Annotated in this window: 20 protein-coding genes, 3 tRNA genes and 4 pseudogenes; 17 read left to right on the forward strand and 10 right to left on the reverse strand. The window is 53.7% G+C overall.

Annotated elements, in window-relative coordinates; genetic code table 11:
- Window positions 1-4 precede the first annotated feature (4 nt).
- From O3W44_RS10020 to deoR, 7 genes and pseudogenes are all read left to right on the forward strand, one after another.
- On the forward strand, window positions 5-694 hold the full coding sequence (locus O3W44_RS10020) for a GntR family transcriptional regulator (protein WP_269292946.1): 690 nt from the start codon (window positions 5-7) through the stop codon (window positions 692-694).
- 29 nt (window positions 695-723) lie between these two features.
- Window positions 724-1,991, forward strand: a pseudogene (urtA, locus tag O3W44_RS10025) (urea ABC transporter substrate-binding protein).
- An 85-nt stretch (window positions 1,992-2,076) separates the two neighbouring features.
- A pseudogene (urtB, locus tag O3W44_RS10030) lies at window positions 2,077-3,641 on the forward strand (urea ABC transporter permease subunit UrtB).
- Complete coding sequence (gene urtC / locus O3W44_RS10035) at window positions 3,641-4,717, forward strand: urea ABC transporter permease subunit UrtC (protein ID WP_269292947.1); 1,077 nt, start codon at window positions 3,641-3,643, stop codon at window positions 4,715-4,717. The pseudogene urtB and the gene urtC overlap by 1 nt, the downstream one beginning before the upstream one ends.
- The gene (gene urtD / locus O3W44_RS10040; RefSeq protein ID WP_269292948.1) at window positions 4,710-5,501 is read left to right on the forward strand and encodes an urea ABC transporter ATP-binding protein UrtD; all 792 of its coding nucleotides are present in this window, start codon (window positions 4,710-4,712) and stop codon (window positions 5,499-5,501) included. Before urtC ends, urtD begins: the two co-directional genes overlap by 8 nt.
- 1 nt (window position 5,502) lies before the next feature.
- Window positions 5,503-6,201: an urea ABC transporter ATP-binding subunit UrtE gene (gene urtE / locus O3W44_RS10045; RefSeq protein WP_269292949.1), complete on the forward strand. Its 699-nt coding sequence runs from the start codon at window positions 5,503-5,505 to the stop codon at window positions 6,199-6,201.
- 49 nt (window positions 6,202-6,250) lie between these two features.
- Window positions 6,251-7,015: a DNA-binding transcriptional repressor DeoR gene (gene deoR / locus O3W44_RS10050; protein WP_269292950.1), complete on the forward strand. Its 765-nt coding sequence runs from the start codon at window positions 6,251-6,253 to the stop codon at window positions 7,013-7,015.
- On the opposite strand, the gene O3W44_RS10055 is transcribed toward deoR, so the two are convergent.
- Both O3W44_RS10055 and O3W44_RS10060 read right to left on the reverse strand, forming a co-directional pair.
- On the reverse strand, window positions 7,012-7,398 hold the full coding sequence (locus O3W44_RS10055; RefSeq protein ID WP_269292951.1) for an NAD(P)-dependent oxidoreductase: 387 nt from the start codon (window positions 7,396-7,398) through the stop codon (window positions 7,012-7,014). The two genes, deoR and O3W44_RS10055, sit on opposite strands and share 4 nt — an antisense overlap.
- Complete coding sequence (locus tag O3W44_RS10060; RefSeq protein ID WP_269292952.1) at window positions 7,290-7,958, reverse strand: NAD(P)-dependent oxidoreductase; 669 nt, start codon at window positions 7,956-7,958, stop codon at window positions 7,290-7,292. Before O3W44_RS10060 ends, O3W44_RS10055 begins: the two co-directional genes overlap by 109 nt.
- 183 nt (window positions 7,959-8,141) lie before the next feature.
- On the opposite strand from O3W44_RS10060, the gene ettA reads away from it, so the two are divergent.
- On the forward strand, window positions 8,142-9,809 hold the full coding sequence (ettA, locus tag O3W44_RS10065; RefSeq protein ID WP_269292953.1) for an energy-dependent translational throttle protein EttA: 1,668 nt from the start codon (window positions 8,142-8,144) through the stop codon (window positions 9,807-9,809).
- Window positions 9,810-9,844: 35 nt separating this feature from the next.
- On the opposite strand, the gene O3W44_RS10070 is transcribed toward ettA, so the two are convergent.
- The gene (locus O3W44_RS10070) at window positions 9,845-10,741 is read right to left on the reverse strand and encodes a LysR family transcriptional regulator (protein WP_269292954.1); all 897 of its coding nucleotides are present in this window, start codon (window positions 10,739-10,741) and stop codon (window positions 9,845-9,847) included.
- A gap of 95 nt (window positions 10,742-10,836) precedes the next feature.
- On the opposite strand from O3W44_RS10070, the gene O3W44_RS10075 reads away from it, so the two are divergent.
- Window positions 10,837-11,838: a zinc-binding alcohol dehydrogenase family protein gene (locus tag O3W44_RS10075; protein ID WP_269292955.1), complete on the forward strand. Its 1,002-nt coding sequence runs from the start codon at window positions 10,837-10,839 to the stop codon at window positions 11,836-11,838.
- A 69-nt stretch (window positions 11,839-11,907) separates the two neighbouring features.
- Here the strand turns inward: O3W44_RS10075 and nadR are convergent, their stop codons facing one another.
- The 3 genes from nadR to serB all read right to left on the reverse strand — a co-directional run bounded on the left by nadR (window position 11,908) and on the right by serB (window position 15,652).
- Entirely contained in the window at window positions 11,908-13,143 is a 1,236-nt protein-coding gene (nadR, locus tag O3W44_RS10080) for a multifunctional transcriptional regulator/nicotinamide-nucleotide adenylyltransferase/ribosylnicotinamide kinase NadR (protein WP_269292956.1), read from the reverse strand.
- Between the two features lie 134 nt (window positions 13,144-13,277).
- Complete coding sequence (gene radA, locus O3W44_RS10085; RefSeq protein ID WP_269292957.1) at window positions 13,278-14,660, reverse strand: DNA repair protein RadA; 1,383 nt, start codon at window positions 14,658-14,660, stop codon at window positions 13,278-13,280.
- Between the two features lie 14 nt (window positions 14,661-14,674).
- Entirely contained in the window at window positions 14,675-15,652 is a 978-nt protein-coding gene (serB, locus tag O3W44_RS10090) for a phosphoserine phosphatase (RefSeq protein WP_269292958.1), read from the reverse strand.
- Window positions 15,653-15,759: 107 nt separating this feature from the next.
- Between serB and O3W44_RS10095 the strand changes: the two genes are divergently transcribed.
- Window positions 15,760-16,419 (forward strand): YtjB family periplasmic protein, encoded by a 660-nt coding sequence (locus tag O3W44_RS10095; protein WP_269292959.1) that lies wholly within the window; start codon window positions 15,760-15,762, stop codon window positions 16,417-16,419.
- A 70-nt stretch (window positions 16,420-16,489) separates the two neighbouring features.
- Here the strand turns inward: O3W44_RS10095 and yjjG are convergent, their stop codons facing one another.
- The 3 genes and pseudogenes from yjjG to O3W44_RS10110 form a co-directional block, all read right to left on the reverse strand.
- Window positions 16,490-17,170: a pyrimidine 5'-nucleotidase gene (gene yjjG / locus O3W44_RS10100; protein ID WP_269292960.1), complete on the reverse strand. Its 681-nt coding sequence runs from the start codon at window positions 17,168-17,170 to the stop codon at window positions 16,490-16,492.
- A 17-nt stretch (window positions 17,171-17,187) separates the two neighbouring features.
- A pseudogene (rimI, locus tag O3W44_RS10105) lies at window positions 17,188-17,627 on the reverse strand (ribosomal protein S18-alanine N-acetyltransferase).
- Window positions 17,599-18,009 (reverse strand): DNA polymerase III subunit psi, encoded by a 411-nt coding sequence (locus O3W44_RS10110; protein WP_269292961.1) that lies wholly within the window; start codon window positions 18,007-18,009, stop codon window positions 17,599-17,601. Before O3W44_RS10110 ends, rimI begins: the two are co-directional and overlap by 29 nt.
- 106 nt (window positions 18,010-18,115) lie before the next feature.
- Between O3W44_RS10110 and rsmC the strand changes: the two genes are divergently transcribed.
- The 4 genes from rsmC to O3W44_RS10130 all read left to right on the forward strand — a co-directional run bounded on the left by rsmC (window position 18,116) and on the right by O3W44_RS10130 (window position 19,619).
- Window positions 18,116-19,147 (forward strand): 16S rRNA (guanine(1207)-N(2))-methyltransferase RsmC, encoded by a 1,032-nt coding sequence (gene rsmC, locus O3W44_RS10115; protein ID WP_269292962.1) that lies wholly within the window; start codon window positions 18,116-18,118, stop codon window positions 19,145-19,147.
- A 153-nt stretch (window positions 19,148-19,300) separates the two neighbouring features.
- A tRNA-Leu gene (locus O3W44_RS10120) sits at window positions 19,301-19,387 on the forward strand.
- A 30-nt stretch (window positions 19,388-19,417) separates the two neighbouring features.
- A tRNA-Leu gene (locus tag O3W44_RS10125) sits at window positions 19,418-19,504 on the forward strand.
- 28 nt (window positions 19,505-19,532) lie between these two features.
- Window positions 19,533-19,619: transfer RNA gene (locus O3W44_RS10130), tRNA-Leu, on the forward strand.
- A gap of 47 nt (window positions 19,620-19,666) precedes the next feature.
- Here the strand turns inward: O3W44_RS10130 and O3W44_RS10135 are convergent.
- The gene (locus tag O3W44_RS10135; RefSeq protein WP_269292963.1) at window positions 19,667-19,951 is read right to left on the reverse strand and encodes a DUF1435 domain-containing protein; all 285 of its coding nucleotides are present in this window, start codon (window positions 19,949-19,951) and stop codon (window positions 19,667-19,669) included.
- A gap of 226 nt (window positions 19,952-20,177) precedes the next feature.
- Between O3W44_RS10135 and O3W44_RS10140 the strand changes: the two are divergent.
- The 3 genes and pseudogenes from O3W44_RS10140 (at window position 20,178) to O3W44_RS10150 (ending at window position 22,825) form a co-directional block, all read left to right on the forward strand.
- Window positions 20,178-21,274: pseudogene (locus O3W44_RS10140) on the forward strand (GGDEF domain-containing protein).
- Between the two features lie 197 nt (window positions 21,275-21,471).
- Complete coding sequence (fhuF, locus tag O3W44_RS10145; RefSeq protein ID WP_269292964.1) at window positions 21,472-22,263, forward strand: siderophore-iron reductase FhuF; 792 nt, start codon at window positions 21,472-21,474, stop codon at window positions 22,261-22,263.
- Window positions 22,264-22,360: 97 nt separating this feature from the next.
- The gene (locus O3W44_RS10150; RefSeq protein ID WP_269292965.1) at window positions 22,361-22,825 is read left to right on the forward strand and encodes a YbaK/EbsC family protein; all 465 of its coding nucleotides are present in this window, start codon (window positions 22,361-22,363) and stop codon (window positions 22,823-22,825) included.
- Window positions 22,826-23,147 lie beyond the last annotated feature (322 nt).

Below are 23,147 nucleotides of genomic sequence, written 5' to 3' on the forward strand. Positions count from 1 at the left end.
CTTAATGTCAACCCGTAAAGGCCGCCCGGAAGCCCTGGCAGAGCGCGTTTACCAGGCGCTGAAAAATGACATCTTCGGGTTTCGCCTGATGCCCGGCGATCGCTTCAGCGAAAGTGAAATTGCCGAACGCATGGAAGTCAGCCGCACGCCAGTACGTCAGGCGCTTTTCTGGCTGGAGCGTGAAGGTTACGTCGAAGTGTGGTTCCGCAGCGGCTGGCAGGTCAAAAATTTCGACTTTGAATATTTCGAAGAGCTGTATGACCTGCGCACCGTGCTGGAATGCGAAGCAGTTAAGCGTTTATGCGCTCTTCCTGTTGCTCAGTGCGCCATCCTGCTGGCACCGCAGCAACAGTTCTGGATCGAGGCTGAACGGCTCGATGAAGGCAAAACGGTTTCACAGCACGATGAAGCGTTTCATATGGCGTTGGTGGCATCGGCGGGCAACCGTGAGATGGCGCGCATCCACGCTGAACTCACCGAGAAGATCCGCATTATCCGCCATCTTGACTTTACCCGCGATGATCGGGTCGAGGCGACCTACTGCGAGCACGCTCAGATCTTACAGGCAATCTTTCAGCAACAGACCGAGGAGGCGCAGCGCATCCTGACCGAGCATATCGCTGTCAGCAAGGCGGAAGTCAGGAAAATTACGTTACACATGTTACAGCAGGCCCGGCTCCAACCCATTGAATAACTCAAAACACATTTAGGGGTTTAATTACGATGAAAAGACGTTCATTGCTCAAGGCTTTTGCCCTTTCCGCCACGGTTGTCAGCATGGGCCTTTCCTGGGGCGCTCAGGCTGCTGACACCATCAAAGTGGGGATCATGCACTCTCTATCCGGCACCATGGCAATTTCAGAAACACCGCTGAAAGATGTGGCGCTGATGACCATTGACGAAATCAATGCCAAAGGCGGCGTGTTGGGTAAAAAGCTGGAGCCGGTCGTGGTTGATCCTGCGTCTAACTGGCCGCTGTTTGCGGAAAAAGCCCGCCAGTTGCTGACCCAGGATAAAGCCGCCGTCGTGTTTGGCTGCTGGACGTCGGTGTCACGTAAATCAGTACTGCCGGTATTTGAAGAGCTGAACGGCTTGCTGTTCTATCCAGTGCAATACGAAGGCGAAGAGATGTCGCCAAACGTGTTTTATACCGGCGCAGCGCCAAACCAGCAGGCTATTCCGGCAGTGGAATACCTGATGAGTGAAGATGGCGGCAGCGCAAAACGCTTCTTCCTGCTGGGTACGGATTATGTCTACCCACGCACCACCAACAAGATCCTGCGTGCCTTCCTGCATTCAAAAGGGGTTCAGGATAAAGACATCGAAGAAGTCTATACGCCGTTTGGCTACAGCGATTACCAGACCATTGTTTCAAACATCAAAAAGTTTGCGGCAGGCGGTAAGACTGCCGTGGTTTCAACCATCAACGGTGACTCAAACGTGCCGTTTTATAAAGAGCTGGCTAACCAGGGATTAAAGCAACCGATATTCCCGTGGTGGCTTTTTCGGTAGGCGAAGAAGAGTTGCGCGGTATCGATACCAAACCGCTGGTGGGCCAGTTAGCGGCATGGAACTACTTCGAGTCGGTTGATAACCCCACCAATGCGAAATTTGTCGCAGATTATCGCGCCTACGCCAAAGCGCATAATTTGCCGAACGCCAGCACCGTGGTGACTAACGATCCTATGGAAGCCACCTATGTTGGCATCCATATGTGGGCCCAGGCGGTTGAAAAAGCAGGCACCACCGATGTGGACAAGGTGCGCGCAGCGATGGCAGGCCAAACCTTCACAGCACCGGACGGTTTTACCCTGACCATGGATCAGACCAATCACCATCTGCATAAGCCGGTGATGATTGGTGAGGTTGAAGAGAATGGTCAGTTCAATGTGGTGTGGCAGACCGATCAGCCTGAACGCGCTCAGCCGTGGAGCCCGTATATCGCAGGCAATGACAAAAAGCCCGATCATCCGGTGAAAACGAGTCAGTAATATCGGTGCGGTGATGCTCCCTCTCCCGCTTGCGGGAGAGGGAAAAGGAAACCCACGCACAACCAACACAACGAGGCCCCATCCTATGAATCTTCGCCTCTTTCTGCTTAGCCTGCTTCTGCTGCTGCCACTGTTCGCCAGCGCCGGACCCGCCGCTGATTTTGCCGCGGCCAGTCGGACGCAGCAGGCAACACTACTGCAACAGTGGGCCGCCGCGCCAGACGCCAGCCGCTTACCGCTGTTACAGGCGTTAAAAGCGGAAAGCCTGGTCACCGATCAGAACAAACAGCCGTTTAGTAAAGTCGGCGATAAGCTGTTGCCGCTGGATACCGAAGCTCAGCCCGCAGGCAATGTAAAAAACTCTTCATGAATAACCGCTTGCGCGTGCTGGCGGCCAGCGCGCTGGCCGCCCACCAGCTGGTCAGCAACGATGCTCATTTGCGCCTGCGCGCTGCGCAGCAGTTACAAAACGATGGCGTTGCCGATCAGCTACCGCTTATCGAACAACGCCTCAGCGCCGAGCAAGACCGCCGCGTTCACGCTGCGCTGGCGATGGCGGCCGCGAATTTACAGTTGGCTGATCCACAGCCGCTGGTGCGTCTGAAAGCCGTAAAACTGCTGGGCGAATCGAGCGATCCCAATACTCAGGCCAGCCTGCAACGTTTAACTCAGGCCAGCAATGAACCTGATGCCACGGTGCGCGACGCCGCAGCTGAGAGCCTGCAACAAATTAAAAAGCGTCTGATGTGGGGCGATTTGCTCGGTCAGGCGTTTAGCGGCCTGTCGCTCGGTTCGATTCTGCTGCTTGCCGCCCTCGGTCTCGCGATCACTTACGGGCTGCTCGGCGTAATCAACATGGCGCACGGCGAAATGTTAATGCTGGGTGCGTATGCCACCTGGGTTGTCCAGCATCTGTTTCAGCAGTTCGCGCCAGCGTATCTGCCCTGGTATCCGCTGCTGGCGTTGCCGGTGGCGTTTCTGGTGACGGCCTGTACTGGCATGGCGCTGGAGCGTACCGTCATTCGTCATCTGTATGGCCGCCCGCTGGAAACGCTGCTGGCAACCTGGGGTATCAGCCTGATACTTATTCAACTGATACGCATGCTGTTTGGTGCGCAAAATCTTGAGGTTGCCAATCCCGCGTGGCTGTCAGGAGGCTTACAGGTGCTGCCTAACCTGGTGCTGCCGTGGAACCGTATTGCGGTGATCCTGTTTGTCACCGGCGTGCTGGCGCTCACCTGGCTGCTGTTGAATCGCACCCGTCTCGGCATGAACGTGCGAGCCGTGACGCAAAACCGGTCGATGGCTGACTGCTGTGGCGTTCCTACCGGTCGCGTCGACATGCTGGCATTCGGCCTCGGTTCCGGTATTGCCGGACTGGGTGGCGTGGCGCTGTCGCAATTAGGTAACGTCGGTCCAGAGCTGGGCCAGGGCTACATCATCGACTCATTCCTGGTAGTGGTGTTAGGCGGTGTCGGACAGCTGGCAGGAACGGTGGTTGCCGCGTTTAGTCTTGGCATTCTCAACAAAGTGCTGGAACCTCAGACAGGTGCGGTGCTCGGTAAAATCCTGATTCTGGTGATTATCGTGCTGTTTATTCAGAAGCGCCCGCAAGGCCTGTTTGCGGTAAAAGGAAGGGTGATCGACTAATGACGCAACCCATGACGTTAACCGTGGCGCGTAAAGCGCCGCGCCTGACGCTCGTCATCGGCAGCATTGTGGTGATTGCGCTGCTGGTGATGCCGTTCCTGGCGCTGTTGCCCGCCAGCCATCCGCTGGCGATCTCAACCTATACCCTAACGCTGATAGGTAAAATCCTTTGCTATGCCGTCGTCGCTGTCGCCCTCGATCTGGTCTGGGGTTACGCCGGGTTACTGTCGCTTGGTCACGGCCTGTTTTTTGCGCTGGGCGGTTACGCAATGGGAATGTATCTCATGCGGCAGGCGTCGGGGGATGGCCTGCCAGCCTTTATGTCGTTCCTGTCGTGGAATGAAGTGCCGTGGTTTTGGGCTGGCACTCAACACTTCGCCTGGGCGCTCTGCCTGATTGTGTTGGTGCCTGGCGTGCTGGCGTGGATATTCGGCTTCTTCGCCTTCCGCTCGAAAATCAAAGGCGTTTATTTTTCGATCATGACGCAAGCCCTGACCTATGCGGGTATGTTGCTGTTTTTCCGCAATGAAACCGGCTTTGGCGGCAACAATGGCTTCACCGGTTTCACCACCCTGCTCGGCTTTAACGTGACCGCCACCGGAACGCGAATTGGGCTGTTTGTGGCGACCGTCCTGCTGTTGTTGCTCAGCCTGGCCGCTGGATTTGCGTTGGCACGCAGCAAGTTTGGCCGGGTACTGACGGCCGTACGTGATGCAGAAAACCGCTTGATGTTCTGCGGCTACGATCCTAAAGGATTCAAGCTGTTTGTCTGGACATTGTCAGCCATATTGTGTGGTCTGGCGGGTGCGCTCTACGTGCCGCAGGTGGGCATCATCAACCCCAGCGAAATGTCGCCAACCAACTCCATTGAAGCGGCCATCTGGGTCGCACTGGGCGGACGGGGCACCCTTATTGGCCCTTTACTCGGTGCGGCTATCGTTAACGGTGCAAAAAGCGTCTTCACCGTCGCCTTTCCCGAATACTGGCTGTTTTTCCTCGGTCTGATGTTTATCCTGGTCACGCTGTTCCTGCCGCGTGGCGTCATTGGCCTGCTGCGTCGGAGGAAAGATGACTGAGCCGCTATTTACCCAACCGCATCCCTCCGATCGCCATCGGGCGCAAACCGATCCGGTGTTATCGCTGGAGAAGATCAGTGTCTCGTTTGATGGCTTCCGCGCCCTGACCGATCTGTCATTGCACATTGGCATTGGTGAACTGCGCTGCGTGATCGGCCCGAACGGCGCGGGCAAAACCACATTAATGGATGTGATTACCGGGAAAACGCGGCCAGACAGCGGGCGGGTTCTTTACGATCAGGACAGTGATCTGACTCAATTATCCCCGGTGGAAATTGCGCGCGCTGGTATTGGTCGCAAATTTCAGAAACCAACGGTATTCGAAGCCCTCACTGTGTATGAGAACCTCGAAATTGCCCTTAAAACCGATAAGTCAGTCTGGGCCAGTCTGCGTGCCCGCCTGAGCAGCGAACAGCAGGATCGCATTGATGAGATCCTGAAACTGCTGCGATTAGGCGGTGAGCGCCAGCGCAAAGCCGGTTTGCTGTCACACGGACAAAAACAGTTTCTTGAGATTGGCATGCTGCTGGTGCAGGAGCCGCATTTACTGTTACTCGATGAACCGGCGGCGGGCATGACCGATGCGGAAACCGAATACACCGCTGAACTGTTTCGCAGCCTGGCGGGCAAGCATTCGTTAATGGTGGTGGAACACGATATGGGATTTGTAGAAACCATCGCCGATCACGTCACGGTATTGCATCAGGGCCAGGTACTGGCCGAGGGATCGTTGCGCGAGGTACAAGCCAACGAGCAGGTCATCGACGTTTACCTGGGACGCTAAGATGTTACAGATAACGGAACTTAATCAATACTATGGCGGCAGCCATATACTGCGCGGCCTCTCATTTGAGGTCAAAATCGGTGAAATTACCTGCCTGCTGGGCCGCAACGGAGTGGGCAAAACCACGCTGCTGAAATGCCTGATGGGCCTGATCCCGGCTAAATCGGGCGAAATTCGCTGGCAGGACACGGTGATCAATTCACGCAAGCCGCATCAGCGCGTGCAGTCGGGGATTGCTTACGTGCCCCAGGGCCGTGAGATCTTTCCACGCCTGACGGTAGAAGAAAACCTGCTCATGGGATTGTCGCGCTTTTCTGCGGCGCAGGCCAGACAGGTGCCGGATGAGATCTATCAATTATTTCCGGTGCTGTTTGAGATGAAGGCGCGGCGCGGGGGCGATCTTTCCGGTGGACAGCAGCAGCAACTGGCGATTGGGCGTGCGCTGGCCTGTCGTCCGCAACTGTTGATCCTTGATGAACCCACTGAAGGGATCCAGCCCTCAGTGATCAAGGAGATCGGTGCGGTGATCCGCCAGCTGGCGCAGCGAGGCGATATGGCGATCCTGCTCGTGGAGCAGTTTTATGATTTTGCTGCGGAACTGGCAGACAGTTATCTGGTGATGTCACGCGGTGAGATCGTGCAGCGCAGGCGCGGCAGCACAATGGAAGCGGATGGCGTGCGCGGGCTGGTAGCGATTTAACGCATTTTCTGGTTAACATAGCGCATGTTTTTTCAAGAAAAACGCACACATGGAAACTCGTCGCGAAGAACGCATCACCCGGCTGGCTCAGGCATTAAAGCGTGTCGATAAACTGCACCTGAAAGAGGCGGCGCAGCTGCTCGGCGTTTCAGAAATGACGATCCGTCGCGATTTAAGCGAACCATCCAGTAGCGTGCTGCTGCTGGGCGGTTATATCGTGCGTGATTTGCGGCAGAACGTGGGCCACTATTTTGTCAGCGATCAGCAAAACCTCAACGTAGGGCGTAAACAGCGACTGGCCCAGCTTGCCTTACCGCTGATTGAAGCCAATGACACGCTCTTCTTTGATTGCGGTACGACATTGCCGCTGCTGATCGATGCGATTGATGACGATCTGCCCTTTACCGCGATTTGTAGCGCCATCAATACGTTTCTGGCATTGAAAGAGAAACCGCGCTGCCGGGTAATTTTAAGTGGCGGGGAGTTTCATGCCGATAACGCCGTGTTTACCCCGCTGGAGCAGGTTTCGGTGCTGGACGTGCTCTGCCCGAATAAAGCCTTTATCTCTGCTGCCGGACTGGATGCGCAGCAAGGTGCGACCTGCTACAACCTGAATGAGTTGCCGATCAAGCAGCTGGCTCTTCAGCGCGCCCAGCACAAGATCGTGGTGGGCGACAGCAGCAAGTTTGGTAAAGTGCTGCCTGCCCGCATTGGCGATTTTAACCTGTTTGATACGCTGGTGACCGACAGCGCGCCGCCCCCTGAGTTAAGCAAGGCGTTGCGCGCTGCGGGTGTGACGCTGCGTTGCGGCTAAGCCCAGCGGTTTTCGACCGGTTCGCCATCGCGCAGCCGACGTAAGTTGTCACATACGCCCGTCACATTTCCAGCCAGAGAGATATCGGTCACGCCACCAATGTGTGGTGTGGCTATAACGTTATAGCGGAACACGTCGTCATGGGGATCGGGAGGCTCTTGCCAGAAAACATCCAGCCCCGCCCCAGCCAGCGTTTGGTTCGCCAGCGCAGCTGTAAAAGCCTGCTTGTCGATCAGCCCACCGCGCCCCACGTTAATCAGAAAGCTGCCGGGCTTCATTTGGCTGAGTGCTGTGGCATCAATAATGTGATGGGTTTGCGCATTATGGGGCAGGCTGAGCACCACAAAATCAGACTGCGCCAGCAGTTGAGGCAGCTGCGCCATTTCCCCAGCCAGTCCAGACCGTACTGCGCAGCAAAGGCAGCATCCGCTTCACGTTTGACGCCTGTCAGTCGCATACCAAAGGGTTTCAGCCGTTTCGCCAGCGCCTTACCAATGCCACCCAATCCGACCAGCCCAACGGTTTTGCCCATCAGGCCGAGGCCGACCGGCTGACCAAGCTGCTGTTGCGCCAGGCAGGAGGCAATTTCCTGATGACGTCGCGCCAGACCAATCATCATCCAGATACCCAGTTCGGCAACCGAGTCGGCGTTGCCTGAGGTGTGAGAAGGCACATTCGCTACCATGACGCCCTGCTGTTTCGCCGCCGCGATATCGACACCCTCCAGCCCGGTGCCTGCTTGCTGAATCAGTTTTAACCGGTCAGCGGTTGCCAACAGACGCGCATCGACCCGGCACATGCCAGGGATCAGCGCATCAAATCCGGCCAGACTTTCCGCCGCATGGCCCGCCGAGGCAACGAACTCGACATCCGGCATGGTCTGGCGAATTGACTCAATCAACCCGCCCCAGGCGTTTTCATCCGCAGCGATCAACACTCTCATCGAACCCCCTCCGTTTATCAGCTCAAAACGCAGCATAGTCCCGACGCTGTGCGTAAATCAAACAGTTATCCCGGCGCGCACCCTGCCCCGGAATTATCCCCGTCTGTCGACTGTGATTGAGCGGTGAAAAAGGCTAAACTTCGACATCATCCAAACGACAAACAGACAGAGGCTCAATACAACGTGGCTCAATTCGTCTATAGCATGCACCGCGTCGGCAAAGTGGTTCCGCCGAAGCGACACATTCTGAAGAACATCTCCCTTAGCTTTTTCCCTGGCGCAAAAATTGGTGTGCTCGGCCTGAACGGCGCGGGTAAATCCACGCTGCTGCGCATCATGGCGGGCATTGATAAAGATATCGAAGGCGAAGCTCGCCCGCAGCCTGGCATCAAAGTCGGTTATCTGCCGCAGGAGCCGCAGCTCAATACTGAGCATACCGTGCGCGAATCCGTGGAAGAGGCGGTTGCTGAAGTGGTTGGCGCGCTGAAGCGTCTGGACGAGGTTTATGCGCTGTACGCTGAACCCGATGCAGATTTCGACAAGCTGGCGGCAGAGCAAGGTCGCCTGGAAGAGATCATCCAGGCGCACGACGGCCACAATCTCGATAACCAGCTGGAGCGTGCCGCTGATGCGCTGCGCCTGCCAGACTGGGATGCGAAAATAGGTAACCTGTCGGGCGGTGAGCGCCGCCGCGTTGCGCTGTGCCGCCTGCTGTTAGAAAAACCTGACATGCTGCTGCTGGACGAACCCACTAACCACCTGGATGCTGAATCCGTGGCGTGGCTCGAACGCTTCCTGCACGACTTCGAAGGCACCGTTGTGGCGATTACCCACGACCGTTACTTCCTGGATAACGTTGCAGGCTGGATCCTTGAGCTGGACCGTGGCGAAGGCATTCCATGGGAAGGCAACTATTCGTCCTGGCTGGAGCAGAAAGATGCTCGCCTGGCGCAGGAAGCTTCTGCTGAAGCCGCTCGTCGTAAGTCGATTGAGAAAGAGCTGGAGTGGGTGCGTCAGGGCGCGAAAGGTCGTCAGTCGAAGGGCAAAGCCCGTCTGGCGCGCTTTGAAGAGCTGAACAACACCGAATACCAGAAGCGTAACGAAACCAGCGAACTCTTTATTCCACCAGGCCCGCGTCTGGGCGATAAAGTGGTTGAGGTTAACAACCTGACCAAATCATACGGCGATCGCGTATTGATCGACGGTCTGTCGTTCTCCGTGCCGAAAGGCGCGATTGTCGGCATCATCGGTCCAAACGGCGCGGGTAAATCTACCCTGTTCCGCATGATGACTGGTCAGGAGCAGCCAGATTCCGGCAGCATCGAACTGGGTGAAACGGTGAAACTGGCATCAGTTGATCAGTTCCGCGACGCGATGGATGGTTCTAAAACCGTGTGGGAAGAAGTTTCTGGCGGTCTGGACATCATGCGCATCGGTAACTTTGAGATGCCGAGCCGTGCTTATGTCGGCCGCTTCAACTTCAAAGGCACCGACCAGGGCAAACGTGTTGGCGAGCTTTCCGGTGGTGAGCGTGGTCGTCTGCATCTGGCGAAGCTGCTGCAAGTTGGCGGCAACCTGCTGTTGCTCGATGAGCCAACCAACGACCTCGACATTGAAACTCTGCGTGCGCTGGAAAACGCCCTGCTGGAATTCCCAGGCTGCGCCATGGTTATCTCGCATGACCGCTGGTTCCTTGACCGTATCGCCACTCACATCCTTGATTATCAGGATGAGGGCAAAGTGGAGTTCTTCGAAGGTAACTTCACCGAATACGAAGAGTACAAGAAACGCACTCTGGGCGCCGAAGCCCTGGAGCCGAAGCGTATTAAGTACAAGCGTATGATTAAGTAATAGTAATGGCGGCAGCAATGCCGCCATTTTTTTCGTTAACGATAAAATTCAGTGAATACCGGCGACTGCAAAGCAAATTCAATAAAGCGGGCCAGCGCAGGTGAGTTCAGTTTACGGCTCGGATAGACCAGCCATAATTCATTCCCTTCTGTTTCCCATTCCGGCAGCACCTGAACCAAACGCTTGTCCGCCATGGCACCCTCGGTTAAAAATCGCGGCAGCAGCGTAATGCCCGCATCGCCTAACGCACATTCGCGGGCGTAAACCAGATTATCTGTCAGATGGCCGGGCGGCAGCAGCCAGCGGTAAAACTGATTTTCCTGTTTCAGCACCCACTCTTTCCAGGCGCGATGTGCAATGCAGCGATGTGTGGCTAACTGTTGTGGGTGTGTGATCGGCGCGTGCTGATCAAGATACTGCTGCGATGCCACCAGCGTGCGTGCGCAATAGCCAACGCGACGACCAATCAGCGATGATTCTTGCGGTTTGCCGGTGCGCAGCGCGATATCAAATCCTTCCTGCACCAAATCACGAATATCATCTGAGATCGAAATATCCAGCGTAACGTCAGGATAATGTTGCAAAAACGCAGTGTTACAGCGCGCCAGCAGCGTGGCACCAATGCCCGCCGGGCTGGTAATGCGTAGCCGTCCGCTGGGATTCTCTCGCAGACTGGCAATCGCCTGATCGGCGCGCTCACTGGCCTGCATCATCTCCTGGCAATGCAACAGATAACGCTCACCGGCAAAAGTCAGGTTGAGCTGTCGCGTGGTGCGATTTAGCAGCCGTATACCGAGGCGCTGTTCCAGCTGGCTTATACGCTGGCTGACACTGGATTTAGGCAAGCCTACACGTTCAGCCGCAGCGGTAAAGCTCCCGCACTCCGCTACCCATGCAAACAGTGCCATGTCCTGCCATTGCCGGTACTCCATTGTTCACCTCAGACGAACACTCTATGAAAGATTGTCCATATTATCATTATGAAAATGGCGTTCTACACTTAGCCCATCACTACAGGAGAATAATTATGTCTATTCGCGCTATCGCTATTGATCCCGAACATCCAGAAAACTTCATTGAAATCACGCCAGAAACCCCAACACCCGGCGAATATGATCTGCGTGTTGAAGTGAAAGCCGCATCGGTGAATCCCGTGGATACCAAAGTACACAAAGGTGCGATCAAGAATGGCTTGCAGGTTCCTCGCGTTTTGGGCTGGGATGCCAGCGGCGTGGTGCTGGAAGTGGGCAGCAAAGTGACGCAATTCAAACCGGGTGATGAAGTCTATTACGCCGGTGACATTACCCGCCCCGGCAGCAACAGCAGCGAACAGCTCATTGATGCACGTATTACCGGGCACAAGCCCAAAAGCCTCGACTGGGCGGCAGCAGCGGCGATTCCGCTGACGGCGCTGACCGCCTGGGAAGGTTTGTTTGAGCGCCTTAACATTCAGAATGCTACAGCCGATCAAACACTGTTGATCGTCGGCGGCGCGGGCGGTGTCGGCTCGCTGGCGATCCCATTTGCTAAATTGCGCAGTGACGTAAAAGTGATTGCCACCGCATCACGGGAAGATTCTGCTCAGTGGTGTCGCGATCGCGGAGCGGACAGTGTGATCAATTACAACGATATGATCGGCGAACTGGAAAAACAGGGTATCAGGCAGGTAGATTACATTTTTTGCCTGAATGATACCGACGGCCACTGGGAAACCATGGGTAAGCTGATTGCACCACAGGGGCATATTTGTACCATCGTTGAGAATGAACATCCGTTATCAATGGATCAGCTGAAGCTGAAAAGCGCAGCACTGCATTTTGAATTTATGTATACCCGCAGCATGTTTACCACGCCTGATATGGCGCGTCAGGGTGAGATCCTGGAGGCAGTCGCGGAGTTGTTAGATGCCGGTAAAGTGCAGACCACGCTGAATGAGACCCTGCAAGGATTAAGCGTTGAGACATTACAGGCTGCACACCAGCGCGTACTGGAAGGTCATATGCGCGGTAAAGTGGTGATGGTTTATTAATTCGTTGCGGTCACAACGCTCTCCGATACGGAGAGCGTTGTAATAAGGGCAGCATGCACAAGATGATGTTCAGTTGCCCTTCTCGCCTAACACGACTCTGACCAGCTCAATGCAGCGCAAAAAACGCGTGTCGTAGTCGTCCTCTTTAACGTGAACGAATTCAATGTTGTTCTCACGCAGCATGGTTACCAGCATCGACTGGAATTCGCGTCGGTCAACTGAACTGCCTAAGCTACGCAAGCCATCTGCCACCCACGGCACGTTGTTTTCCAGCAATATCACCAGGTCAAAGCGATATTCATCAATTAATGCCTGCACAAACGGATGTTCCCGCCCTTCATACTTCAGGCAAAACGCCTGAGTTGTGACAAAGTCGGTATCAATAAAAGCCACTTTATTGGCGTATTTCACCGCAAAATCAATGTACTGCGCCTGCCCCAGCGCGATTTTGTCATAATCGGAATATTGTAATGCCATCTCATCGCCGCCCAGGTGAGAGAAGACATAATCGCGACCATATTCCCAGGCGCTGGTGGTGTTAAAGATGTTGGCGAGCTTATTAACCAGCGTTGATTTTCCACTCGATTCGCCACCTAAAATTGCCACGGTGCGTACAAAAAATGGCTTTACTTCGGTTGGAATATATTCCCAGAAACGGAACGGATCCTGACGGATCTGTGCGCCACTGATACTCATAAAGGATCGATTGGGATCAACCACAACCGTTGGAATGCCGAGATGCTGCTCATACATTTCTGCATCAGGCGCTTCACTGGTGTAGATGCAGTCCGGCGTAATCCCTTTCTCACTGAGAAATGATTTTACGCCGTCGCTCCAGACATCCCAGCCATGAGGATAAGGCTCAATGCCCTTTTCATTAAAAGAGTGGATGCGAATATTTTTTTGATACTTAAAGGTTTGCAGCAGCCAGCGCAAACGATCGCTGATTGTCGGCTGTTGCGACATGGCGCTGTTTTCAAACAGTTCACGGTCTCGGGGATCGTCATGCCCCATGATGATGTGCAGCTCATCAACCTGGCTACAGGCGCGCTGAATCAAATAAATATGACCGGTATGCAGCGGATAGAATTTACCAAACACCACGCCAATGCGTTTATCGCGGCGCGGAAATTCCAGGCCGAGAAAGCGGTGCAGGGCTTCAAGTTTTTGTGCACTGGGACTTTTAATTTTGGCATTGAGCAACTGGCTCAAATAGCCTTTGGTCATGCTACTGGCATCGGCAACCTGTTGCAGCGTATGGCCCTGCTGGCGAATGGCCGTTTTAAGATAATCAAACGACGGCATGTTGTGCCTCCTGCATGTATTTGATGCTAACAATTGCTGCGAGCAGTCCTGAGCACCCTCTTTCGCTTAAAAAGAGAGTGCGGGTTATCTCCTGCCTTTGTCCTCTCCATCACTGGAGAGGAGGTAAACCGTGCTTACAGCTCATCCAGAATAGCCAGCGCATCAGCCAGCTTTTTCGCGCTGTAAACTTTCATTCCATCAATCGGTTTTTTCGGCGCATTACCGGCAGGCACAATTGCGCGCGTAAAGCCATGCTTCGCCGCTTCGGAAATACGCTCCTGGCCGCTGGGCACGGGGCGAATTTCACCTGCTAATCCGACTTCACCGAAAATCACCACATCCTGCGGCAAAGGACGATCGCGCAGGCTGGAAACCATCGCCAGCATCAACGCTAAATCTGCGCTGGTTTCGGTGACTTTCACCCCGCCGACGACGTTAACAAAGACGTCCTGATCCGCCATCTGTAATCCACCATGGCGATGCAGCACCGCCAGCAAAATCGCCAGGCGATTCTGTTCCAGCCCCACAGCCACACGGCGCGGGTTGCCCATCATTGAGTGATCCACCAGCGCCTGAATCTCGACCAGCAGCGGACGTGTTCCTTCCCAAAGTACCATTACCGAACTGCCCGATGTCACTTCATCGCCGCGCGACAGGAAGATCGCGGAAGGATTGCTCACTTCACGCATTCCCTGCTCGGTCATCGCGAACACGCCCAGCTCATTGACGGCACCAAAACGGTTTTTGTGGCTTCGCAAGGTGCGAAAGCGTGAATCGGCATCGCCATCCAGTAACACTGAACAGTCGATACAGTGTTCCAGCACTTTCGGACCCGCCAGCGAGCCATCCTTTGTAACGTGACCGACCATGATGATCGCAACGCCGCGCGTCTTGGCGAAGCGCGTCAGGTAAGCTGCCGTTTCACGTACCTGCGATACGCTGCCGGGCGATGACTGAATATCAGCCATGTGCATCACCTGGATCGAGTCAATCACCATTAACTGCGGCTGCTCCTGCTCGGCAATCAGGCAAATCTGTTCAATGCTGGTTTCCGACAGCATATTGACATTATCGGTAGGTAATCCCAGTCGGTGAGCACGCATTGCCACCTGCTGCAACGACTCTTCGCCCGTGACGTAGAGGGTTTTCATTCCTTCCGAAAGCTTGCACATCACCTGTAACAGCAGCGTTGATTTACCGGCTCCCGGATTACCGCCAATCAAAATGGCGCTACCCGGTACCACGCCGCCGCCCAGCACGCGATCAAACTCTTTAAAGCTGGTTGAGAAACGCGGTAAGGCTTCCAGGCTGATTTCCGACAGCTTTTGTACCCGACTGGTGCCGGCGTTGCCCGCATAGCCGCTTAAGCGTTCATTCCGCGCAGCGGTTGGCGAGGCGGCGATACGCACCTCGGTAATGGTATTCCAGGCGTGGCAGGCGCTACATTGCCCCTGCCAGCGTGGATAATCTGCGCCGCATTCATTACAGACAAATGCGCGTTTTGCCGCTTTGGCCAAATCAGTACCTCTTGTTAACGCTCTTCATGAATCAGACTGCCGCTCAGGATGCAGAACACACCCATTAAATCGGCATGGCGAATGGTGACGGACGTCTGCTCATTCACCCTGGGTTTAGCATGATAGGCGATGCCGAGTGCTGACGCTTTAATCATCAGCAGATCATTAGCACCATCGCCTATCGCCACGGTTTGTTCTGGTGCGATATCAAAACGCTGCGCCAGTTTTTTCAGCGTGTCGGCTTTATATTGGGCATCAACGATAGGGCCCGTCACGTCACCGGTCAGCTTGCCGTCACGAATTTCCAGCTCATTGGCGACAATGGCCGCAAGATGTAGCCTGTCACGCAGATATTCGGCGTAATAGGTAAAACCACCGGATGCAATGGCGACCTGCCAGCCAAGCGCCTGTAGCTTCTGCACCAGAGGGGTTAAGCCCGGCATCAACGGCAATTCGTCACGTACCTGCTTTAATATATTGGCGTCTGCGCCTTTGAGCGTCGCCACGCGCTGGCGCAGGCTGGCGGTGAAATCAAGCTCACCGCGCATGGCGCGTTCGGTCACTTCCGCTACCAAATCGCCACTGCCGGCCAGTTTCGCAATTTCATCAATGCATTCGATTTGAATCGCGGTGGAATCCATGTCCATCACCAGCAGACCGGGCGTTTTCAGATGGGGGATTTTGCCCAACGGCGCAACATCCAGTCCGGTATCGTGTGCCAGTTGGCTGGCTAACGGCGTTAGCGAGCCTGCCAGGCGAATCACCTGATACTCATCCACGTTCCAGGCGCTGACAATGACCATTGCGGCACCGAGCTGGCGCTGATAATTGGTCAGCCGCTGTTTATCCAGTCCACGACCGTAAAGCAGCCAGCCTGTTCGACCAGCGCGGTAATCCAGCGGCATCACTTCATCACCGCTAAGGGAAAGGGGCAGACCCGGCCAGAGTGAAACATCGGCGGGCAGATCGCACCAGGTAAGACGATTTGGCATTAGAGCTCCTGTAGGCACAACAAAACCACGCAAGAGGCTACCTTGTCTGCGCTGCTTCTGGCAACATAATCTCCAGGCTTTCTGTTGGGACACGACACGGATTATCGATGGCTAAAACCGCACTGAAATTTCGCTTACATCGCACGGTAATTGTTCTTATCTCAATGGCGCTGTTAGTCGTTCTGATGCAGGGCGCATCCTGGTTTAGCCTCGGTCATCAAATGGCTCGCTCTGAGCAGGTCGATGAGCTTGCGCATACGCTGACGAATCAGGTCGCCTTTAGTCTGCAACCGCTGATGGATAACAGCGAAGATAATCGCAGTAAAATTGAAGCTATCCTGGATCGCATGACTGTTAACAGCCGTATTCTTGACGCCTCAGTTTACGACGATAATGGCAGTTTAGTCGCACACAGCGGTGAAAATATTACCGTTCGCGATCGTCTTGCGCTGGATGGCAAGCGCGCCGGCAGCTACTTCAACCATCAGATTGTCCAGCCACTTGAAGGCAATGAAGGGCCGCTGGGTTTTCTGCGCGTCACGCTGGATACACACGTGCTGGTAACAGAATCACGCCAGGTCGATAATACCACCAATATTTTGCGTTTGATGATGTTACTGGCGCTGGCTATCGGCATCATTCTTACCCGTACTTTACTGCGCGATCGCCGCACGCGCTGGCAACAATCGCCATTTTTGTTGACGGCCAGTACACCGGTAAAAGAGGATCGCGACGAAGAGCAGTCAGGTCCGGAGAAAACGCCTTAAGCCATGTGCCGCAGACAAAAAAACCACCCGGAAACAGGGTGGTTTTTAGTATTCGCGTACCGGATTGCCTTTACGCGTTAAGAATGGCTTCCAGTTCGCTCAAACTTTTGACCTGCCAGGTTGGCGTAATATGCGCAGGCAACGGGCGGGTGCCGTGATCGAGCCAGCAGGTTTTTAACCCTGCATTCATGCCGCCGAGAATATCTGACTCAGGCGTATCCCCCACCATCAACACACGTTCACGATGGGGATTACCCATCAACGCCAGGGCATGATCAAAAATCTTTGCGTCCGGTTTGGGGACACCGACCTGCTCCGAGATCACCAAAGCGTCGAAATAGTCGCGAAAGCCGGTGCGCTCTAAACGCGTCTGCTGCAAAGCGGTAAAACCGTTGGTGATGATGCCCATCCTGACCTTGCCATGAAGCAGCTTCATCAGGCTGACCGCGCCTGCCAGTGGCGTGCAGATCTCAGCCATTGCGGTAAGGAAACCGCTGTTAAGCACTTCAGGCGAAATACTGAGTTTTTCACTCCAGCCGTGAAAACGACGGGTTTGCAGCTGCAAAGCAGAAATCGCGCCGTTCTGGTAATCGACCCACAAAGGTTTATTCACGGCCTGATAATCTGCGTAATCCTGATCGGTAAAGTGCACATCATAACCGGCGAAGAGGCGTTGTAATCCGGCATAGGCATCGAAATGGAAAAGCGTATCGTCAGCATCAAACAGGATGCAATCCCAATTGTTTAACATCAAAACTCCTTAGGTCCTTACAGCGTCAGCGCCATAATAATCGCATCTTCGCGTCCGCTGGCGGCAGGATAATAGTTGGGGCGGCGGCTGACCTGGTTAAAGTCTAACTGTTCGTAGAGCGCAATTGCCGGATGGTTAGAGGCGCGCACTTCCAGCCACAACGTCATGACGTCGCGCTGTAGCAGTTGATCAATCACGTGCTGCAACAGCTGACGGCCTAAACCGCGTCGCTGATAAGCGGGATCGACCGCAATATTGAATAGCGATGCTTCATCCAGCACGACCTGAGTGATAGCGAAAGCAGCCATCTTACCGTCCACATCAAGCCGAAAATTTAAAAAACGCTCGCCGTGATTGCTGGCAAAAGTCTGCTCACTCCAGGAAAAGCGTGGCTACGTTGTTCAATCGCCAGAGCCTGTTTGAGATCGTCAGGGGTGAGAAAAGAGATGGCTGTCATGTTTACACATCTGTTGCCAGAGCGCGCGCTTTGCCGCGCCGCTGCTGATCAGTTCATTGAGGGAGGCCGTCGATAAAGCGACGCCATGAAACGCTTGTTCACTCTCCACGCCGAGCAACCAGCCCATACAGTTCAGCTTTTCTGGCAGCATCTGCAGCTGTTCCGGCGTGACCACCATCACCTGCGTGCTGTGCAGATTGAGTGCATGCAGAACATCCAGGATCAGCGGTTCCTGCAAGCCGGGTGGCGTTTCAGCGACAATCACTAACTGCGTATTCGGTGCCAGCGTGACGGCAATTTCGCCATGAAACACCCGCGGGCGTCGCAGTTGATACTGCGTAATGCCTATTTGCTGTAAAAGCCAGTCGCGCCTGGACGTCATGGAGTTACCTGCTCTGCTGCCTGAATGCGACGCTATGCTAGCAAACCCATCGAACATGCGCCAACAAACCACTATAATCGCCGTTCAGATCTTACAGGAGTCCTACATGTCTGCTTTTACCCCGGCCAGCGAAGTTATTCTGCGCCACAGTGATGAATTTACCACTCGCCACGTTTTGTTTGCTGGCGATTTGCAGGATGACCTGCCCGCTCAGTTGGAAACCGCCTCGTCGCGGGTGCATACCCAGCAATATCATCACTGGCAAAACCTGAGTCGCCGTATGGGTGAGCAGGCACGTTATGGGCTGGTCGCACAGGCGGAAGATGTGCAGGGCTGCGATACGCTGGTGTACTTCTGGACCAAAAATAAACCCGAAGTGCAGTTCCAGTTGGAAAACCTGCTGGCACTGCTGCCGGTCGGCTGTGATGTGTTTGTTGTGGGTGAAAACCGCAGCGGCGTGCGCAGCGCCGAAGGCATGCTGGAAAAATGGGTCAAACTTGAGAAGATCGACAGCGCGCGTCGCTGCGGCCTCTATCATGGTCGACTGGAGACACAGCCGACGTTTGATGCCAGTACGTTCGACAACAGCTATCAGTTAGACGATCTCACCATCCATACGCTGCCGGGTGTTTTCAGTCGTGACGGGCTGGATACAGGCAGTGCACTGCTGTTATCTACCTTAACACCGCATACCAAAGGCAAAGTGCTGGATATCGGCTGTGGTGCCGGGGTAATTGCCGCGTCATTGCCTCGCCACTCACCCAAAGTGCGTTTGTGGCTGTGTGACGTGCACGCCGCCGCGATTGAAGCCAGCAAAGCGACGCTGGCAGCGAACGGCCTGGAAGGTGAGGTGTTTGCCAGTAACGTCTTTTCCGACGTAACCGGGCGCTTCGATTTGATTATCTCCAACCCGCCGTTCCATGAAGGGATGCAAACCAGCCTTGATGCCGCGCAAACCTTGATTCGCGGTGCGGTTAAACACCTTAACAGCGGTGGCGAACTTCGTATCGTCGCGAACGCCTTCCTGCCTTATCCGCAAGTGCTGGATGAAACCTTTGGCAACCATGAAGTGCTGGCGCAAACCGGCCGCTTCAAAGTTTATCGCGCCGTCTACGGACGCGGTGCTAAAGGGCGTTAATCCGCTGTCATCGCGGTATCTTTACCGTCACGGCGGTGAAAACGTTGCTTTTTGCAGCGATCGTTTCCGCCTGGCGAAATATCTGTTGACGCATTGAGTAAAATCTCTAAAATGCGCCTCCGTGGTTGTAATACTGTCATGTATTACGGGTATGCGAAGGTGGCGGAATTGGTAGACGCGCTAGCTTCAGGTGTTAGTGTCTTAACGGACGTGAGGGTTCAAGTCCCTCTCTTCGCACCAAAATCACATGTTTCATATCGCCAGCACTGCGCGAAGGTGGCGGAATTGGTAGACGCGCTAGCTTCAGGTGTTAGTGTCTTAACGGACGTGAGGGTTCAAGTCCCTCTCTTCGCACCATTGCGGTGATATGAAAAGACAACTCGATGCGAAGGTGGCGGAATTGGTAGACGCGCTAGCTTCAGGTGTTAGTGTCTTAACGGACGTGAGGGTTCAAGTCCCTCTCTTCGCACCAACGTTGTCATCCTCTCTTCTCTGTTACTCTTTTCCCGTTTTTCCTGGTTATAACACGTTAAAATTCACTGAAACCGCCGCTAAACCACCCGCTAATGCCAGACACGACGGCAGCAGCAAATAGTGACGCAGACGTTGATTAAACAGCATCACAATCGTCAGTAACAGCGCGACAATCATCACAATACGCCACTGACTAAAACTTGGTCCCCACAGCGCAAATAATGGCATTGCCGCACACGGCAACAATACGCCCCAGGCGCTATCCAGTCGCTTTCCCATCATCCAGCTAAATCCCCACAAGCCGCAGGCGGCAACAATCGCCATCACCATCGCCCTAACCTCAAGTGATAATCATTCCCATTATCATATGATAATTTTTCTCATTCTGCAGCCTGTTTTTGTTTTGACCAGTTGGGAAGATGACAGACCAGTTGGAAAATGCTAGATTGCGACCGATAACAGATTCCATAACACAGCAATAATTTGCTTATTGTCCGGAAGAATATTTTCTGCCGGTTTGCGCTTTGGTATTTCAGGGCCGTCACGAGTATTTATAATGAAATTAGAATCTTATGATGAATTGAAACACAGCAAATATCGGCTTTCGCTGATGCTTTTTTGTTTTTAAATGTCGCTGTATCACTATTTTTCCTGTTACCCCTGATGGATGCGGCAAAAAATGAAATAACACTTCCGGTTGCCATCGTGGCTTTTTTTAGTGCAACGACGTTAATCTCGTGTTTAATGAAGCCTAAACTAAAATTTCCGTTATTAAATCCTGTTGCGTTGATACTTGGCGCGCTGTGGGCGTGGCATATTAACTACCGCTACCATTTGGTGTTTTATTTCGACGGCAGTTTTTTGATCATCAGCCTGTTAAGCGTTTTCTTTATTAGCGCCATCGCGCTGAGCGATTATTTAATGGCATTTTGCCTGCATATCACACCACCGGTGTTAACCGTCCTGCTACTGGATGATGGTGAGCATTTCGGCTTGATTATGTTAACCATTGCACTGCCGCTGATCGGCTTTTCTCTACAGCACCTCATGCGCCGCCGTGCCGATAACTTTACCCTGCGCCTGATGCGCCAACTATATGAAGAAAAAGAGACATTTAGCGATCTGAGTATGCTCGATCCCCTCACCGGACTCTATAACCGACGCGGTTTGAAAAACCGACTGGACAACATACTGGTTAACCATGCGGGCAGCCATTATGTTTTGCTGTTGGATATCGATCACTTTAAGGCCTACAACGACAATTACGGCCATGCGATGGGCGATCAGGCACTGGCTCGGGTATCGGTAGCCATTCGTGATGCCGTGCGTTCACGCGATGTCGTCACGCGTTATGGTGGTGAAGAGTTCCTGGTTTTAATGACCAATGTTAATGCCTCAATTGCCATGAAGCTGGCTGAAAGAATTCGTCAATATGTGGTCGATTTAGAAATTCCGCACCGATTTAATGAGCGGGTTTCAACCCATGTCACTATTAGTGCCGGGATTGCACCTATTTACGATAATGAATTTGATCAAGCGGTCGCTAACGCCGATCGCGCTTTATATGTTGCGAAAAACCAGGGCAGAAATACCATACTTGCCTGGGAAGATTTACCTAAAACGCATACGCTTTCCTCTGGCGAAGTACATTAATCGCATCCATCTGAAAGGGCATTAATATTGCCCTTTTATTTATTTGCACCTTTCTTATCGGTAAATTCCGGTTTCTGGCTGAATAACCCGTGGCTTTTATCCTGTGAGTGTTCTTTACGCTGGCTGACTTGTAGATAGAATCAATAACGATTATCATTTGCTTTCTTATCTACACGTCTGTTTCGATGCGAGTCGGCATGGCTATTGTTATCCAGGAAAAACATCGTTTTAGCGCCCTTCCGGTCATTTTTATGCAGAAGCCGCGCGCGTTAGCTGATGAGCTTACTGAGCTGATGCGCTCGCATTACAGCTATATGCTGGACACGATTAAATTTGGCCAACCTGGCGCACCGACTTTAACGCTCGCGGAATGGTCACACACTGACGCCTTCACCGCCCTCGCTCAACGTTACAGCGATCATCTTTATCGCAACCATCCTGATGTCACGCCTGAAGCCAAACCGGTGCAATCGTTATGGGCGCAGTGGTATTTTGGCTTGCTGGTGCCACCGCTGATGCTGGCGCTGCTGCAAGCGTCTCGTGCGCTGGACTGCTCGCCGCAGCATATTCGCGTAGAATTTCATGAAAATGGTCATCCCTGTGCCTTCTGGATCGATGCACAGGAAGATGAAGAGGCGCGTTATTTTAATGCCCCGCAACGTATCGATCGGCTGATTCAGCAGCATCTTATCCCGGTGGTCACCGGGATAACGCAGCACGGTGACATTAATGCGCGCTTAATCTGGAATAACATGGGCTTCTCGTTCCACTGGTTTCTGGGCGAACTGAAAAATCAGCTGGAAGCATCTGTGGTGCTGCAACTGGAACAGACGCTGTTTTTCACCCGCAATTTACGCGACGGCAGTGATAATCCCCTCTACCGCACTATGCTGCCACACAACGGCCAGATGGTGCGCCGCAGCTGTTGTCAGCGTTATCGCATTCCTGATGTCGCACAGTGTGGTAACTGCACGCTGAATTCCGCCTGATTTTTACTCTCTTTTGATGTGAATTCTCTCTTTATCTCGTTTACAGCGTTGAAGGCTTATGGCAGTTTTTATGCCTTCAATCAGCATGGAGAAAAAGATGAGTCTGGAGTCGGTACGCCAGTTCTTTGCCGAACACGCCCCTGAAATTGGCATCATTGAGATGCCAGAAAGCACCGCCACCGTTGAAATGGCGGCACGCGCTCACGGCGTGACGCCGGGGCAGATCGCCAAGACCCTGTCATTAAAAGTAAAAAACGAAGTCGTATTGATTGTGACACGCGGCGATGCGCGTCTTGATAACCGCAAGTTAAAAGCGGCGCTGGGGGCTAAAGCCCGCATGTTAAGCGTAGATGAAGTGATTAACTGGACTGGCCATCCCGTTGGTGGCGTGTGTCCTTTTGGTCTGGAAAATCCGCTTACTGTTTATTGCGATGTGTCGCTACGTCGCTTTGATGAAGTCTTGCCTGCAGCAGGCGCCATCCATAGCGCCGTTCGCATTACACCGCAGCAAATGGCGGATCTGACCGCAGCAAAATGGGTTGATGTGTGCGAAACAGGCTAGTGGGGCGGTTTGCCACTGCGCCTGCGAGAGCAGAATCGCTTAATACAAACACCAAAATAGCAAAATCGCAGGCGTCCGGCTGGCGAACGCCACGTTCCGCTGGGTCGGCGTCCGGTTAAACAACACCTGTGCTGTCTGAAATACTTTCGGCTCACGAGCCGACAGCATGGTGGGAATAACCGCTGAAAGGGTGACTCATTCGCTAACCTTTTGCATACAGCCTGTCAGAAAAAATGCGCGCGCTAACGCATTGTCAGGCGTTGCTTCTGGCTGTGAATCAGCGGATCTGCCGATGTGAAAGCACAACAGACATTCACTTCAT

Source organism: Pantoea sp. LMR881, from assembly GCF_027157825.1.
In the GTDB taxonomy this organism is placed as follows: Bacteria; Pseudomonadota; Gammaproteobacteria; order Enterobacterales; family Enterobacteriaceae; genus Pantoea; species Pantoea haifensis.

Excerpts from the sequence above, each read along its gene's own strand:
- urtC (WP_269292947.1), top strand. The coding sequence starts at position 3,641 with ATGACGCAACCCATGACGTTAACCGTGGCGCGTAAAGCGCCGCGCCTG.
- urtD (WP_269292948.1), top strand. The coding sequence starts at position 4,710 with ATGACTGAGCCGCTATTTACCCAACCGCATCCCTCCGATCGCCATCGG.
- serB (WP_269292958.1), bottom strand. The coding sequence starts at position 15,652 with ATGCCAAATCGTCTTACCTGGTGCGATCTGCCCGCCGATGTTTCACTC.
- yjjG (WP_269292960.1), bottom strand. The coding sequence starts at position 17,170 with ATGTTAAACAATTGGGATTGCATCCTGTTTGATGCTGACGATACGCTT.
- urtE (WP_269292949.1), top strand. The coding sequence starts at position 5,503 with ATGTTACAGATAACGGAACTTAATCAATACTATGGCGGCAGCCATATA.
- O3W44_RS10060 (WP_269292952.1), bottom strand. The coding sequence starts at position 7,958 with ATGAGAGTGTTGATCGCTGCGGATGAAAACGCCTGGGGCGGGTTGATT.
- O3W44_RS10095 (WP_269292959.1), top strand. The coding sequence starts at position 15,760 with ATGGCTAAAACCGCACTGAAATTTCGCTTACATCGCACGGTAATTGTT.
- O3W44_RS10110 (WP_269292961.1), bottom strand. The coding sequence starts at position 18,009 with ATGACGTCCAGGCGCGACTGGCTTTTACAGCAAATAGGCATTACGCAG.
- O3W44_RS10075 (WP_269292955.1), top strand. The coding sequence starts at position 10,837 with ATGTCTATTCGCGCTATCGCTATTGATCCCGAACATCCAGAAAACTTC.
- O3W44_RS10150 (WP_269292965.1), top strand. The coding sequence starts at position 22,361 with ATGAGTCTGGAGTCGGTACGCCAGTTCTTTGCCGAACACGCCCCTGAA.
- O3W44_RS10070 (WP_269292954.1), bottom strand. The coding sequence starts at position 10,741 with ATGGAGTACCGGCAATGGCAGGACATGGCACTGTTTGCATGGGTAGCG.
- nadR (WP_269292956.1), bottom strand. The coding sequence starts at position 13,143 with ATGCCGTCGTTTGATTATCTTAAAACGGCCATTCGCCAGCAGGGCCAT.
- fhuF (WP_269292964.1), top strand. The coding sequence starts at position 21,472 with ATGGCTATTGTTATCCAGGAAAAACATCGTTTTAGCGCCCTTCCGGTC.
- O3W44_RS10055 (WP_269292951.1), bottom strand. The coding sequence starts at position 7,398 with ATGGCGCAGCTGCCTCAACTGCTGGCGCAGTCTGATTTTGTGGTGCTC.
- O3W44_RS10135 (WP_269292963.1), bottom strand. The coding sequence starts at position 19,951 with ATGGTGATGGCGATTGTTGCCGCCTGCGGCTTGTGGGGATTTAGCTGG.
- O3W44_RS10020 (WP_269292946.1), top strand. The coding sequence starts at position 5 with ATGTCAACCCGTAAAGGCCGCCCGGAAGCCCTGGCAGAGCGCGTTTAC.
- rsmC (WP_269292962.1), top strand. The coding sequence starts at position 18,116 with ATGTCTGCTTTTACCCCGGCCAGCGAAGTTATTCTGCGCCACAGTGAT.
- deoR (WP_269292950.1), top strand. The coding sequence starts at position 6,251 with ATGGAAACTCGTCGCGAAGAACGCATCACCCGGCTGGCTCAGGCATTA.